General features: G+C 42.5%; 15 protein-coding genes. 12 read left to right on the top strand and 3 right to left on the bottom strand.

Annotated features, from left to right (window positions below; genetic code table 11):
* Positions 1 to 120: 120 nt before the first annotated feature.
* The 12 genes from pyrH to CWC02_RS06490 all read left to right on the top strand — a co-directional run bounded on the left by pyrH (position 121) and on the right by CWC02_RS06490 (position 11,637).
* Positions 121 to 870 (top strand): UMP kinase, encoded by a 750-nt coding sequence (gene pyrH / locus CWC02_RS06435; RefSeq protein WP_138599317.1) that lies wholly within the window; start codon positions 121 to 123, stop codon positions 868 to 870.
* A gap of 14 nt (positions 871 to 884) precedes the next feature.
* A complete protein-coding gene (gene frr / locus CWC02_RS06440) occupies positions 885 to 1,442 on the top strand; it encodes a ribosome recycling factor (protein ID WP_138617126.1) in 558 nt (185 codons plus the stop codon).
* A 104-nt stretch (positions 1,443 to 1,546) separates the two neighbouring features.
* On the top strand, positions 1,547 to 2,326 hold the full coding sequence (gene uppS / locus CWC02_RS06445; RefSeq protein ID WP_054553120.1) for an undecaprenyl pyrophosphate synthase: 780 nt from the start codon (positions 1,547 to 1,549) through the stop codon (positions 2,324 to 2,326).
* Between the two features lie 22 nt (positions 2,327 to 2,348).
* On the top strand, positions 2,349 to 3,215 hold the full coding sequence (locus tag CWC02_RS06450) for a phosphatidate cytidylyltransferase (RefSeq protein ID WP_054553119.1): 867 nt from the start codon (positions 2,349 to 2,351) through the stop codon (positions 3,213 to 3,215).
* The gene (ispC, locus tag CWC02_RS06455) at positions 3,212 to 4,411 is read left to right on the top strand and encodes a 1-deoxy-D-xylulose-5-phosphate reductoisomerase (RefSeq protein ID WP_138617128.1); all 1,200 of its coding nucleotides are present in this window, start codon (positions 3,212 to 3,214) and stop codon (positions 4,409 to 4,411) included. Before CWC02_RS06450 ends, ispC begins: the two co-directional genes overlap by 4 nt.
* Position 4,412: 1 nt before the next feature.
* Positions 4,413 to 5,765 (top strand): sigma E protease regulator RseP, encoded by a 1,353-nt coding sequence (gene rseP / locus CWC02_RS06460; protein WP_138617130.1) that lies wholly within the window; start codon positions 4,413 to 4,415, stop codon positions 5,763 to 5,765.
* 105 nt (positions 5,766 to 5,870) lie between these two features.
* Positions 5,871 to 8,342, top strand: a complete 2,472-nt coding sequence (bamA, locus tag CWC02_RS06465; protein ID WP_138617132.1) for an outer membrane protein assembly factor BamA — start codon at positions 5,871 to 5,873, stop codon at positions 8,340 to 8,342.
* Positions 8,343 to 8,354: 12 nt separating this feature from the next.
* Positions 8,355 to 8,873: an OmpH/Skp family outer membrane protein gene (locus CWC02_RS06470; RefSeq protein WP_054553115.1), complete on the top strand. Its 519-nt coding sequence runs from the start codon at positions 8,355 to 8,357 to the stop codon at positions 8,871 to 8,873.
* 9 nt (positions 8,874 to 8,882) lie between these two features.
* Positions 8,883 to 9,923: a UDP-3-O-(3-hydroxymyristoyl)glucosamine N-acyltransferase gene (gene lpxD / locus CWC02_RS06475; protein WP_054553114.1), complete on the top strand. Its 1,041-nt coding sequence runs from the start codon at positions 8,883 to 8,885 to the stop codon at positions 9,921 to 9,923.
* Between the two features lie 10 nt (positions 9,924 to 9,933).
* Complete coding sequence (gene fabZ / locus CWC02_RS06480; RefSeq protein ID WP_054553113.1) at positions 9,934 to 10,386, top strand: 3-hydroxyacyl-ACP dehydratase FabZ; 453 nt, start codon at positions 9,934 to 9,936, stop codon at positions 10,384 to 10,386.
* A 2-nt stretch (positions 10,387 to 10,388) separates the two neighbouring features.
* On the top strand, positions 10,389 to 11,159 hold the full coding sequence (lpxA, locus tag CWC02_RS06485) for an acyl-ACP--UDP-N-acetylglucosamine O-acyltransferase (protein WP_054553112.1): 771 nt from the start codon (positions 10,389 to 10,391) through the stop codon (positions 11,157 to 11,159).
* Between the two features lie 109 nt (positions 11,160 to 11,268).
* On the top strand, positions 11,269 to 11,637 hold the full coding sequence (locus CWC02_RS06490; protein WP_054553111.1) for a septal ring lytic transglycosylase RlpA family protein: 369 nt from the start codon (positions 11,269 to 11,271) through the stop codon (positions 11,635 to 11,637).
* Here CWC02_RS06490 and cydC read toward each other — a convergent pair.
* Genes cydC through cydX form a run of 3 tightly spaced genes read right to left on the bottom strand, consistent with a single transcriptional unit; the run spans position 11,634 to position 15,289 of the window.
* Positions 11,634 to 13,394: a thiol reductant ABC exporter subunit CydC gene (gene cydC, locus CWC02_RS06495; protein ID WP_138617134.1), complete on the bottom strand. Its 1,761-nt coding sequence runs from the start codon at positions 13,392 to 13,394 to the stop codon at positions 11,634 to 11,636. The two genes, CWC02_RS06490 and cydC, sit on opposite strands and share 4 nt — an antisense overlap.
* Positions 13,387 to 15,147 (bottom strand): thiol reductant ABC exporter subunit CydD, encoded by a 1,761-nt coding sequence (gene cydD / locus CWC02_RS06500; protein ID WP_138617136.1) that lies wholly within the window; start codon positions 15,145 to 15,147, stop codon positions 13,387 to 13,389. The genes cydC and cydD overlap by 8 nt, the downstream gene beginning before the upstream one ends.
* Positions 15,137 to 15,289 (bottom strand): cytochrome bd-I oxidase subunit CydX, encoded by a 153-nt coding sequence (gene cydX, locus CWC02_RS06505; protein ID WP_054553108.1) that lies wholly within the window; start codon positions 15,287 to 15,289, stop codon positions 15,137 to 15,139. Before cydX ends, cydD begins: the two co-directional genes overlap by 11 nt.
* Positions 15,290 to 15,295: the final 6 nt, after the last annotated feature.

Raw genomic sequence — 15,295 nt, forward strand, 5'->3', positions numbered from 1 at the left:
TGAAATTAATCTGCTATTAGCTTTTGCGTCACTGATGAAAATTCTTTAAAATAACCGCGTTTTATGTGTAACCATAGCGCGGTTATTTTTTATCTCATTACTAAGGCTGGCCCAAATATTATGACTATCAATCGTAAACCTATTTTTAGACGTGTTCTTCTTAAACTTAGCGGTGAAGCATTAATGGGAGACGAAGGCTTCGGCATCGACCCAAAAGTACTTGACCGTATGGCTCAAGAAATTAAAGAACTTGTAGAGCTCGACGTAGAAGTAGGTTTAGTTATCGGTGGCGGTAACTTCTTGCGTGGTGGTTCATTAGCAGAAGCGGGTATGAACCGCGTAGTTGGCGACCACATGGGTATGCTTGCCACTGTAATGAATGGTTTGGCAATGCGCGATGCACTGCACCGTGCATTTGTAAATTGTCGTTTAATGTCTGCTATCCCACTGAACGGTGTGTGTGATGCTTACAACTGGGCAGAAGCTATCAGCCTATTAAAATCTGGCCGCGTTGTAATTTTCTCAGCGGGTACAGGTAACCCATTCTTCACGACTGACTCAGCAGCGTGTTTACGTGGTATTGAAATTGAAGCAGATACTGTAATCAAAGCGACTAAAGTGGATGGTGTTTACTCTGATGATCCAGTGAAAAACCCAGACGCTACACTATATCGCCACTTAAGCTACAATGAAATCATTGAAAAAGAGCTTAAGGTTATGGATTTAGCTGCATTTACGCTGGCGCGTGACCACAACATGCCATTAAGCGTATTTAACATGAATAAATCAGGCGCGCTTAAGCGTGTTATTATGGGCGAAGATGAAGGAACGCTTATCTCTTCACAAGCCTCAGACGAAACTAGCAAATAGATTAGGATTGAACCGTGATTAACGATATCAAAAAAGATGCGTCAGAACGTATGCAAAAAAGTGTTGCGGCACTAGGCAGTCAATTATCTAAAATTCGCACAGGCCGTGCGCACCCAGCATTACTTGACGGTATTCAAGTGTCTTACTACGGTGCTGACACGCCATTAAACCAAGTTGCTAACGTAACAATTGAAGACTCTCGTACACTTGCAATTAGCGTGTTCGATAAGTCATTAGCGCAAGCAGTAGAAAAAGCGATCATGGCTTCAGATTTAGGTTTAAACCCAATGTCTGCAGGTACTGTTATTCGTGTTCCACTTCCTCCACTTACAGAAGAGCGTCGTAAAGACCTAATCAAAATCGTACGTGGCGAAGTTGAAGGTGGCCGTGTTGCGGTACGTAACATCCGCCGTGACGCAAATGGCGATATTAAGAGCTTATTGAAAGAAAAAGACATTTCTGAAGATGAAGCACGTCAAGCAGAAGACGAGATCCAAAAGCTTACTGATAAGTTCATCAAAGAGATGGACGCACAACTAGCTGCAAAAGAAGCTGAGTTAATGGAAATCTAATCGCTGCTGTTTATCTTTCAGACACTGATTCTGTAAGTAAACAGGCATAACTAAATTTATTAGTTTTGAAACGCCGTCTAGGGTATACTAGACGGCGTTTTTTTATGGAATACTCGATATTTATGGTTCTTAACGCTGATAAAATTTCCCAGCAAAGTTTGCCTAAGCATGTCGCTATAATCATGGATGGCAACGGACGTTGGGCACAAGCGAAAAATCGCCCACGTGTTTATGGGCACAAAAAGGGCGTTGATGCGGTTCGTCAATCAGTGCAATTTTGTACTCGCTTAGGTATACAGTCGTTAACACTATTCGCATTTAGTAGCGAAAATTGGCGACGTCCAGAAGACGAAGTAAATACGCTCATGGAGCTATTTTTATTTGTACTGGGCAAAGAAGTTAAAAAACTTCATAAAAATAATGTAAAGCTAAACATAATTGGTGATTTATCACGCTTTTCAGAAGGTTTGCGCAATAAAGTTGATGCAGCCCATGAATTAACTCGTAATAATACGGGTCTACAGTTAAACGTGGCAGCTAATTATGGTGGACGTTGGGATATTACTAACGCCGCAACAACGCTTGCGAAAAAAGTCGCAGCCGGTGAAATGGCCGCAGAAGATATTACTGAAGAGCTAATGGCTGAACAAATGAGTATGGCCGACCAAGGTGAGCTTGATTTAATGATCCGCACCGGTGGAGATTTACGCATCAGTAACTTCCTTTTATGGCAAGCGGCTTATGCTGAGCTTTACTTTACCGATACGCTTTGGCCAGACTTCAATGAAGCTGCATTTGCTGACGCTATCGCATGTTACGTTGCCAGAGAGCGACGATTTGGTTGTACAGGCGAACAAATAAAACAATTACTCGCCGAGACCTAATTACTAGTTGAAGGTACACACATTGCTAAAACAACGAATTTTAACCTCGCTCGTGTTGGCACCACTTGCACTTATTTTGGTTTTTTATACCCCATTAACACTATTTAGTTATATCGCCGCTGGTATTGTTTTGCTCGGTGCGTGGGAATGGTCTGCATTTATGGGCCTATGCGATAAAGTTAAACGCTTTGGATTTGTAGCAGCAACGGCTGCATTTTTGGCATTACTCAACTGGCATTGGCCCATTGAATCACTTTGGCAAAATGGTCAATTAGTGGGTGATGCAAACTATCTATTTACCTTGTCATTTGCATGGTGGATTGTGGCAACTTACTTAGTTTGGCGCTACCCAGCAATGGCAAAGGCTTGGAATGAAGGCATTGTAATGCGTGCCATTGCAGGCTTTTTAACCTTAGTGCCACTTTGGCTTGCATTAAATACACTACGTAGCGCAGGTTATGGCGAATCTACTCACTTTGGTTCAATGTTAATTTTAGTTGTACTTGGTATTGTGTGGAGCGCAGATATTGGTGCTTATTTTACCGGTAAAAATTTAGGTAAACGTAAACTAATGCCAAAGGTAAGTCCTAATAAAACGATTGAAGGTTTATTAGGTGGTGTAGTGGCTTCGGTTGTTTTTGTTTTAGCATTTTGCCACTTCACTAATGTTGATATGAGTGTTTGGCCAATCTATGCCGTAATGACTGCATTTATTGCGTTATTTTCAGCGGTGGGCGATTTACTCGAAAGTATGTTTAAACGTGAGGTTGGCTTGAAAGACAGCGGTTCATGTTTACCAGGTCATGGCGGTATTTTAGACCGTATTGATAGCTTAACCGCAGCTGCGCCAATTTTTGTACTTTGCTACGCATGGACACTGAGTTTATGAGCAAAGTAGAGCAACTTGTCGTACTGGGCGCAACTGGTTCAATCGGTTTAAGCACCTTAGATGTTGTTTCTAGAAACCCGGAACGTTTCGAGGTTTTTGCTTTAGCGGCGGGTAAAAATGCCGAGCAAATGGCTGAGTTGTGTATCGCACATCAGCCTAAGTTTGCTGTAATGGCTGATCAACAAGCCGCTAGTGCGTTATCAAATTTACTTGCAAATAGCTCGTGTAACACACAGGTGCTAGCAGGTGTTGAGGCGATGTGTGAGCTTGCTGCACATACAGATGTTGATGCAGTGATGTCGGCGATAGTAGGTGCAGCAGGTCTGTTACCGACTTTAAGTGCAGTTGAAGCTGGCAAAAAAGTGTTGCTAGCAAATAAAGAATCCTTGGTTATGTCGGGTCAGTTGTTTATTGATAAAGTAAAACAACATGGCGCCACTTTACTGCCTATCGACAGCGAACATAATGCGATTTTCCAATGTATGCCTGCATCATTACAGAATGCATCAGGCCTACTTGCTGATAATGGTGTAAGCAAAATCTTGCTTACAGGTTCTGGCGGTCCTTTCTTAACGCGTGATTTAGCGACATTACCATTAGTGACTGTTGCTGAGGCAGTGGCACATCCAAACTGGTCAATGGGACAAAAGATTTCTGTTGATTCAGCGACTATGATGAATAAAGGCCTAGAGTTTATAGAAGCCAAGTGGCTGTTTAACTGCTGTGCCAGTGATATTGAAGTGGTGATCCACCCACAAAGTATTATTCACTCTATGGTGCAATATCAAGATGGCTCAGTGCTTGCGCAAATGGGCAATCCAGATATGCGCACACCAATTGCTCATGCTTTAGCTTTTCCTGAGCGTGTCGATGCGGGTGTAAAACCGCTCGATTTTTCACAAATGGCTGACTTTACCTTCACTAAACCAGATTATGCTCGTTACCCTAATTTAAAACTTGCCATTGATGCGTGTGAAATGGGGCAAGGTGCAACCACCACAGTAAATGCGGCGAATGAAATTGCCGTTGCAGCATTTCTAAATGGACAAATCGGCTTTACAGATATTTATCGAATTAACGCTGAAACGCTCAATGCAACACAAAATATCAACGTGCAGACCCTCGATGAGATTTTAGCTTGCGACCAAGCTGCACGTGTAAAAGCGACTGAGTTTGTAAAAAGAGGCATCAACTAGCATGTTTGATTTTTTCTGGAATCTTGGCTCATTTATTCTCGCCTTAGGTATTTTAGTGACTGTGCATGAATATGGTCATTTCTGGGTTGCGCGAAAAGCGGGCGTGAAAGTGCTACGTTTTTCAATTGGCTTTGGTAAGCCGTTGATCAAGTGGTACGACAAACAGCAAACCGAATATGTGATTGCTGCAATCCCACTAGGTGGTTATGTCAAAATGCTTGATGAGCGTGTTGACGAAGTGCCGCCAGAGCAGCGTCATTTATCATTTAATGCTAAATCAGTAAAAGCACGTATTGCGATTGTGGCTGCAGGCCCGATGGCAAACTTTTTATTCGCTATTTTTGCACTTGCTGTGATGTATATGGTGGGGGTGCAGTCATTAAAACCTGTGGTGGGTGAGGTGACTCAAGGCAGCCGTGCCGCTGCTGCTAAGATTGAGCCAAACCAGCAAATTATTAAAATTGGTGAAGACGACATTAACACTTGGCAAGATGCTACATTCTCGCTTATGAGTCGCTTAGGTGAGCAAAGTGTTGTGGTAACGCTTCGTGATCAAAATTATCAAAAACATGTGCGTACTCTTAATTTAGATGGTTGGAAATTAGATCAACAAGACGTTCCGCCATTAACCTCGATAGGTATTGTACCGTTTCGCCCTAAGGCACTTTTAGAAGTGGCCATGATCAGTAAAGGCTCGGCGGCAGAAGCTGCAGGTTTACAGGTTAACGACAAAATACTTGCTGTAAATGGTGAAAATATCAGCAGTTGGAGCAAGTTAGTTTCATTAATTCAGCAATCACCTAACAAATCCTTACAATTTAGTGTACAAAGGCAAGATAGTATAAAAGAACTGACAGTAACGCCACAAAGCAGAACCAATGATACAGGCGTTGCTCAGGGCTTTTTAGGTGTGTCTCCGGTGGTCGAGCCATGGCCAGAAAACTATATTGAAACTAGACATTATGGCCCCGTCGATAGTATTGTGCTGGGCATACAAGAAACATGGCGTTTAATTACCCTTAGTTTTGACATGATTAGTAATTTAATTACTGGTCAGGTGTCGGTTAAAAATTTAAGTGGCCCGGTGGGCATTGCAGTTGGCGCGGGAACTAGCGTAAGCTATGGCTTGGTTGCCTTTTTAAGCTTTTTAGCATTAATTAGTGTAAACCTTGGTGTATTTAACTTATTGCCGCTGCCAGTGCTAGATGGTGGGCACTTAATGTATTACATAATTGAACTTTTTCGCAAAAAGCCGGTCTCTGAGAAGACGCAAGAATTTGGTTTTAAAGTGGGGGCCTTGCTGCTTCTATTTTTAACATGTTTCGCTTTGTTCAATGATGTATCGCGTTTATAACAAGTAAGCGAAAAATTCCAATTTGAACACGATTGTAAAACACCAAAAAGTTTATTTAAAAAGGTGTTGAGCGGTAATACAGTTGTAAAGGATAAAGATAACAAAATGGCTATAAAAAAACATTTGGCAGTTTCAAGTTTATTAGGCGCTAGCTTTGCAGCCCTAGGCCAAAACTCCTTTATTGTAGAAGATTTAAAAGTTGAAGGTTTACAGCGTGTTGCACTGGGTGCTGCGTTAACGCATATTCCGATCAATGTTGGCGATAATATTGATGAGTACACAATTTCAAGAACCATAAAGGCTCTCTATCGTTCTGGTCACTTTGACAATATTAAAGCATTACGTGATGGCAACAGTGTTATCTTCCGAGTGACTGAGCGCCCAACGATCAGTATGATCGAATTTGATGGCAATAAAGATATCAAAGATGAGCAGCTAAATGAGTCGCTAGACCAGCAGGATATCCGTACTGGTGAGCCGCTTGATAAAACAGTTCTTGATAACATTGAAAAAGGTCTAGTTGAATTCTTCCACAGTATTGGTAAGTACAATGCAAAGGTAGAAGTTAGTATCACTAAGTTACCTCGAAACCGTGTAAAACTATTATTTGAATTTGATGAAGGTGATGCTGCATCAATTCGTCAAATCAACCTCGTTGGTAACGAGCTTTTCTCTGATGAAGAGCTACTTAAATTAGCTGAGTCACAGCAAGATTTGCCGTGGTGGAAGTTCATGTCGAGCGACCGTTATCAAAAGCAAACCATTGAAGGCGATTTAGAGAAAATTCGCAGTTACTACCTAGACCGTGGTTACCTGCGCTTTAATATCGATTCGACACAAGTATCTGTAAGCCCTGAGCGTGACTCTGTTTATGTAACAGCAAATATCACCGAAGGCGTTAAATACAAAGTGAAAGGCTTTGACTTTATTGGTGACTTGTTAGGCCGTGAAGAACTCATCAGAAGTGTTATCCCGCTGAAAACAGGTGAGCTTTATAATGGCTCTGTTGTGACCTCTTCAGAAGAGTTCATCAAAAGCTACTTAGCGCGTTTTGGTTATGCTAATGCTGAAGTGCGTACCATCCCAGAAATTGATGATGAAAATAAAGAAGTTCAATTAACGCTATCGGTTAATCCGGGTAAGCGTGTTTATGTTCGTCGTATCATTGTGGGTGGTAACCAAAATACCTCTGATGAAGTAGTGCGCCGTGAAATGACACAGCTTGAAGGTGCGTGGTTGTCCAATCAAAGTCTTGAGCGCTCTAAACTGCAAATTCAGCGTTTACCCTACATGGAAAGCGTTGATTTTAATGTGGTGCCAGTACCAGGTGTAGATGACCAAGTTGATGTAGATTTTACTGTGAAAGAACAATCTGCAGGTAGCTTTAACGCAGGCCTTGCCTATGGTTCTTATTTAGGTCTGCAATTTAACATTGGTGTCAGTGAATCAAACTTCTTAGGGACCGGTAACCAAATTGGTTTCAACATCAATACCTCACGTGGTTCTGAGCGTATTAGTGTGTCTTATACTGACCCTTACTTTACGCCTGATGGTGTATCGCAAGGTAGTAGCATTTTCTACAGTAACTACGATGCGAGTAAGTTTAGCCTAATCGACTATAAATCGAAGAGCTATGGTATTGGTACTAACATTGGTTTCCCAATCGATGCTGTAAACCGTATTAACTTTGGTGTTCGTTGGGTACAAGAAGAGCTGTCAGATATTGCTGAGTACGAGCAAACACGTGTTATTCGTGAAACCTTCTTAGATCCAGATAACCCAGATGCAGGTTTTGACTTTACTAAGTACGAGCTAAGTGCAGGTTGGTCACGCGTTACTGTAAACCGTGGTTTATTCCCAACAGCAGGTTCACGCCAATCTCTTAACTTAACTGCAACAACGCCAAACTCTGATTTACAGTACTTTAAGCTAAATTACGATTCACGTTTTTATTGGCCAATCAGTAATGACCATAGCTGGGTATTCTCAACGCGTGCGGCACTTGCATATGGTAATGGTTATGGTACAACAAATGGATTTGACCAAACGCTACCATTCCAAGAATTCTTTAGAATTACCGAAATGGAATTACGTGGTTTTGATAGAAACACTATTTTACCACGGGCTGTTGCTAGAAGCCCTCAAACTATTCCAGGCACGCCATCTGATGACGGAAATAGTACAGGTAACATTGGTGGCGCGTCAGAATTTGACCAATTACAAACAGCAGGTCGGATTGGTGGTAACGCCAAAGCGGTCGCAGGGATGGAGCTTATTGTTCCAACACCTTTCTTAGATGAAGAAAACACTAGCTCTGTACGTACCAGCTTCTTCGTAGATGCAGCAAACGTATGGGATACAGAGTTTAATATTGACCGTTATCAAGATCTTCCTGCGGCGCAACGTGATAAATTGGATGATTACTCAGATCCGATGCGCTTTAGGGTTTCAACCGGTCTTTCTCTACAATGGATCTCTCCGATGGGTCCAATGCTGATCAGTTTTGCGTATCCATTGCAAAAAGAAGAAGATGACGATACGAAGACCATCAGCTTTAACATTAGTAATACATTCTAAAGGAGTTTTTTCGTGAATAAATCAATTAAATCAACAGCTTTTGCACTACTTGCTACTTTATCTATGGGCCTATCTACTAACGCATTTGCCCACAAAGTAGGTATTGTTGATATGCAAGAAATCTACAAACAAATCCCACAAATGGCGAAAGTAGAGCAAACTTTAGAAGCTGAATTCTCTGAGCGTCGTCAAGAGCTAGAAAAACTTCAAGGTGATATTCGTTTTGAAGCTGAAAAGTTCAAGCGTGAAGCGACAACGATGAGCGACAAGCAAAAAGAAGAATTACGTACTAAGATTCAAGGTATGCAGCAGCAACTTGCTGAAAAAGGTCGTCCTTTAGAGCAAGAAATCAAAATGCGTCAAAACCAAGAGCTGGCTAAAGTTCAAAAGCTAATCTTAGATGCAATCGAAGAAGTAGCGAAAGCTGGCAAATTCGATGAAGTTAAAGTTAAAGAAACAACGATTTATGTTAACCCTAAAACTGTCGATGACTTATCAAGCAAAGTTGTTGAAAAAGTAAGTAAGCAATAGAAATCATATATGCAAAACTACACGCTTTCGCAGATAGCGGATCTTCTGGGCGCTGACCTTCAAGGTGACGGCGCTACAGAGATTAAAAAAATATCTACACTTGCAAATGCCCAACATGGGCATATTGCATTTTTAGCGAACAAGAAATATCGCTCGCAATTAGATGATACTCAAGCAAGTGCGGTGATTTTATCATCAGCAGACGCTGAGTACTTTTCGGGTAATAAGCTCATTGTTGCTAACCCTTATGTTTGTTACGCCAAGCTTGCTCAGCTAATGGACACCACACCGCGCTCAGCAGTGACGGGTATTCACCCTAGTGCAGTCATTCATGATTCAGCTTCGATTGGTAATAATGTCGCGATCGCCGCCAATGTGGTGATTGAAGCGGGTGCTGTTATTGCTGACAATGTGCAGATTGGTCCAAACTGTTTCATTGGTGAGCATGCAAAAATTGGTCAAAGCACTAAGCTTTGGGCAAATGTAAGCATTTACCATGAAGTTGAGATTGGCAGCGACTGTTTATTCCAAGCGAATACAGTCGTGGGCAGCGATGGTTTTGGTTACGCTAATGAGCGTGGGGAATGGGTGAAAATACCGCAACTTGGCCGAGTAATCATCGGTGATAAGGTTGAGGTAGGCGCGTCTACTACGATTGACCGTGGTGCATTAGACGATACGATCATCCATAGTAATGTAATTATCGATAATCAATGTCAAATAGCGCATAATGTCGAGATCGGCTCAGGCACAGCGGTTGCCGGTTGCACGGTTTTTGCCGGAAGCGTCGAGATCGGTAGGAATTGTCAGATTGGTGGTATGGTTGCAATTAATGGTCACCTTAGCGTATGCGATGGTGCTATAATCACCGGCATGAGTATGGTGACGAAAGCAATCACAGAGCCTGGAATCTATTCATCAGGATTACCTCATCAAACTAACAAAGAATGGCGCCGAAGTATTGCCCACATCCGCAATCTTGGCGATATGAAAGACCGCATTAAAGCTCTTGAGTCACTGACTAAGTCACTCAATATTGAAGACAAATAAGGATGCTATTTTGGCAAATGAATTAAATAGTCTTGATATCCAAGATATTTTAAGTTTACTTCCGCATCGTTACCCGATGCTACTTGTTGACCGTGTTCTAGATTACACGCCAGGCGAGTCGTTACATGCGATTAAAAATGTAACAGTGAACGAACCTATTTTTACGGGTCATTTTCCTAATCAACCTATCTTTCCAGGTGTGTTGATTTTAGAAGCAATGGCCCAAGCAACTGGCTTACTTGGCTTTAAGACAGTTGAAAATCGTAGCGATAACGAACTATATTTATTCGCTGCGATTGATAATGCGCGATTTAAACAGCCAGTATTACCTGGCGATACTATGCATTTACATGTAGAGTTTTTAAAAGAGCGCCGCAATATATGGAAGTTTGCAGCAGAAGCAAAAGTTGACGGCAAAGTAGTGTGTACTGCCGAAATCATGTGTGCGAGAAGAGAGTTTTAATAGTGATCCATCCTACGGCGATAATCGAACCAGGTGCAAAACTTGGAAATAACGTATCAGTTGGCCCTTATAGCTACATCGGTAACGATGTAACTATTGGTGATAACTGTATCATCGAATCTCATGTGGTTGTAAAAGGCCCATCGACGATTGGTTCTGGTAACCATATTTTCCAATTTGCTTCGGTCGGTGAAGCGTGCCAAGACAAAAAGTACGCGAATGAGCCTACAACCTTGATCATTGGTGACAACAACGTGATCCGTGAGTGTGCGACCATTCACCGTGGTACGATTCAAGACCAAGGTGTAACAAAAATTGGTAGCAACAACTTATTTATGGCTTACACACACGTTGCGCATGATGCAGTAGTGGGCGATAACGTTATTTTTGCTAATAATGCCTCTGTTGCTGGCCACGTACACGTAGGTGACTGGGTGATCCTTGCTGGTAATTCAGGTGTTCACCAGTTCTGTAAAATTGGTTCACATGCCTTTGTTGGTATGTACTCAGGTGTTAATAAAGATGTGCCACCATTTGTAACGACCATTGGCACGCCGGCAGGCCCTGTAGCAATCAATACTGAAGGCATGAAACGCCGTGGTTTTGAAAGCGATGAAATCATGGCAACACGCCGTGCATATAAAACGCTTTACCGTAAGAGCTTAGGTGTTGAAGAAGCAATCGCTGAGCTAAGTGAAGATGCTGCGAAGTATCCAGCTGTTCAGTTGATGATAGACTTCGTGAAAAGCTCTGAGCGCGGAATTATTCGCTAATCAAAAGCTAATTACTAAAAGCCACCTTAAGGTGGCTTTTTTGTTTTTATAGTTCAGGTTTTGCTAAGTCAGTGCTTGTTATCTTCACGACAAAAAAGGATCTAGTAATATGAATAAACTCATCATCTTTGCATTGTTAAGCTTAATAATAAGTGGTTGTAGTAGTGCGCCTTCAGTATCAAAAGGAGCGATAGAAAAAGGCAAAGCCAGTTATTACGCTGATAAATATCATGGCCGAATGACAGCAAGTGGTGAGGTGTTTAATCAACAGGCATGGAGCGCGGCTCATCAAACGCTTGGCTTTGGCAGCAGAGTGAGGGTCACCAATATTAGTAACAATAAAAGTGTGATTGTTACCATTAATGACCGCGGCCCATTTATCCGCGGTCGTATTATCGATTTATCAAAAAAGGCGTTTTCACAAATTGCCTCAGTCAAGCAAGGTGTGATTGACGTTACTGTTGAGCAGCTCGATTAAAAACGGGTAATAAGCTCTACGTAATCGGCTTCATTAGCCATCAATTCAGCATGACTTGCAAAGGCTCTTACTTGTCCTTGTTCTAACCAAATAACCTTATCAACACGACTTAGCATTGCTGGGTCGTGGGTAATGGTCAACATGGTTTTATCTGCCCATATTTTCTCAAGTGTAGTCAGCAAGTTTTGCTTAGTGTGGTTATCTAGACTCTCTGTTGGCTCATCAAGAATGATTAAATTACCTTGCCTTAATAGGGCTTGAGCTATGGCAATACGACGTGACTGACCATGAGAAAGTTTTCTGCCTGCGGTTCCTAAGCGGGTATTAAGGCCGGCTTTTAAGTTCTTAAGCCAAGAGCCAAGTTCAGCGTTTTCACAGGCTTCAATTAGCATCTCATCTGTCGCATCAAAAGCTGCATAGCGTAGATTTTCACCTAGCGTGCCATCAAAAATATGATGCTGCTGGGCAACTATCGTTAGCTGCTTAAAGCGTGTTGCAGTGCTCAAGCTTTCAAGTTCAAAGTTATCTTGCTTGGTGGTGAGCTTTAATGAGCCTGATTGCAGCGGCCAAAGGCCCGTGAGTAAGTTAACTAGAGTGGTTTTGCCACTGCCACTGGCACCGACTAGGGCAACTTTACTGCCGGGTGTAATCGCAAAATTGATATTGCTAAGGGCTTTACTTTTTGCCCCCAAGTATTGGTAATTGACCTCGCTTAGCTCAAGACCAAGCCCTGATTTGTCAGCTAATTGGTTTGCTAGCTGATCATCTAAGTTGTTTGGCTTTTCGGCTAAGCTGTTGTGTTTATCTTCAAGATCAAACAGTCGCTTTGCGGCACTTAAAGTAAGCGGCAATTCAATAAATGCCGTAGGCAGAGTGAGCACGGTTTCAAAGCTTGCTAATACAAATAACGCGAGCATCGCCAGTTCAACGTTTTTCATAGTCCCTATTGCAACCAGTGGAATTATCATAAATACACTGGCTAGCATGGTGAGTTGTATCACCAAAGTGTTTAAGCCATTACTATTTGCTATGGCCTTGTGACGATTGTAGAGCTGGCTGTTGTATTGTTTACTGAGTGAATCACAATGCGCTAATTGCGCCGCATGTGCTTGATAGACAGCAAGCTCTCTAGCACCTGATAACGTATCGGCAAGTTCAGATCTTAACTCGGCTGAGAGCTGGGTTTCGTTATCCGCTTGTTGGTGAAGCTTATGGCTTAACAATGTGGGAAGCAGTACGCCAATAATTATCAGTGAAGTAAAGCACACTAATGCAACGTCAGCGTTATACATGGCCATGAAGGCCATTACTATAGAAATGCTGAAAAGGGCGACAATAATAGGCAGCAGTACATTTAGGTAAAACTTATCCAGCGCATCGACATCATTCTGTAGCCGGTTAAATAAATCGCTACTACGACTCATTGCTAAGTCAACGTTGTTCAGTTGGCTCAAAGTCTTGAACATGTTTACGCGAATTTCGCTCAGTAATAAAAAGGTAGCATTATGAGTTATCATCCTCTCACCGTAACGAGAGGCTGTGCGCACGATAGCTAAAAAGCGGATCACTCCAGCTGGGGTAAAGTAATTCATCTGCACACCAGCAATGCCCGCCGCTGCCATAGCTGCTAAAAACCACCCCGATATAGCGAGCAAGCCTACATTAGCAAGTACCGTTAAGCTTGCTAAAAAAGCCCCTAAAAGCAGCATGCCAGTATGAGGTTTGCACAGTTTTAATAGACGTATAAAGTTATGCATGGGCGTCACCTTGGCTTACCAGTTTAGCAAATAGGCCAGCTTGCTCAGTCAGTTGCTGGTACTGACCAGATTCAACAATGTGACCTTGTTGCATAACGTAAATCTTATCGGCGTGTTTAACCGTATTCAGTCGGTGAGCAATAACCAGCACTAAGTGATCTTTTGCATACTCGCGGATCGCTTGATTGATTAAATGCTCGGTTTGGCTGTCTAAGTGAGCGGTAGGCTCATCTAGCATTAGCACAGGGGCATTCTTCAAAAATGCACGAGCAAGGGTAATACGTTGTTTTTGCCCACCAGAGAGGCCTTCTCCTTGTTCACCGAGCAAGGTATCAAAGCCATCAGGTAGTGCAGTAATAAACTCAAGTGCGCCAGCTTTACTTGCTGCTTCATCGAGCTCTGCTTGGCTTGCATCGGGTTTAGCTAAACGCAGGTTCTCTGCAACGCTCCGATAAAATAACGTGGCTTGCTGTGGGATCCACGCCAGCTGTGCTTGCCAATCAGCTAATGCAGTATCACTCAGTGGTTGCTCGTTAATGCTAATGGCACTATTGGCCTGATGATGAAAACCCAATAGGCAATCAAACAAGGTACTTTTACCCGAGCCACTTTCACCCACAAAGGCAATTAAGCCTGAGCTTGGCAGGGTTAAGTTGATATCAGTTACCCCTTCGTTTGTTTCAGGGTAATGAAAGGTAAGCGCATTCAGCTGTATATGCTTTATTGGTAACTCAAGTTTAGATGACCCTACATGTTCATCTGAGTCGCTTTGATTGATTATGTCGACCATATCAGCAGCGGCACTGATCCCTTCAAGTTTTGCGTGATAATGAGTGCCCATTTGTCGAAGTGGTAAGTAAAACTCAGGGGCCAGTAGTAACACCACAAATCCAGTGGCAAAATCGAGGGTACCAAAAAATAATCTAAAGCCAATGATCACGGCAACAAGTGCCACACTAATGGTGGCTAAAAACTCAAGGGCGAAAGACGATAAAAAGGCGACTTTCAATACACCCATGGTTGCTCCACGATAATCATCAGAAATCTGACTGATGCTATTTAGCTCACGCTTGGTTGCATTAAAGAGCTTGAGTTGAGTCAGGCCTTGTAATCGGTCAAAAAAGTAATTACCAAGTACCGCAAGTTGTTGCCAGCGATCTTGGTTTAACTGCTCCGCTTTATGGCCCACTAAAATCATAAAAAAGGGGATAAGCGGGGCTGTTAAAAGGAATATCAGGCCTGCTTTGTAATCGGTTGGAAAAATCACCACTAATATCGCTATTGGAATAAGCGCACTGTAAGCCACACTTGGAATGTAATTAGCGTAATATTGATGCAGTGCTTCAACCCCATTATGTAAGGTGTTAAGTGTTGCGCCATGACCTTTTTGTTCACTGTAGGCTGGCCCAAGTTTGCTGAGCTTTTCTAGCAATGTATTTCGCATCACGTTTTTTATTTTTAACGCGGCGCGGTTACTTACGCGTTCACTTAGGGCAACCAACAAAGCACGAACTAAAATTAGCCCAGCCAGCGGCCATAATAATGGGCTTACGGCTTGCAAGTTTGCTTGTTCAAACATGACTTGATGAGCCGCGTTTGCAAGAAGATAACAAGAGGCAATCATTAATAGGGCGTTGAGTGTGCCCAAACTAATGCTTAATTTAAGAAGCCCTGAAGCGGACTGACTATATTGCTTTAAAAAAGCGCGCAGCGTTTGTTGCTGCGCGCGATTTGGTCGGGGTTTAGTTGTCATCGGTGTTTTTGAGTCTCGCGTAAAGCTCTAGCTCATCATCAGCAATCGAATCTTTATGTTGGTGAAATTCGTACCACATTACGTTGATCACCCCAAGGGTACAGGCTAATAGAACACCTAAAATCCAGGCAAAATACCACATAATTAA

The organism is Pseudoalteromonas sp. S2721 (assembly GCF_005887425.1).
Classification (GTDB): domain Bacteria; phylum Pseudomonadota; class Gammaproteobacteria; order Enterobacterales; family Alteromonadaceae; genus Pseudoalteromonas; species Pseudoalteromonas simplex.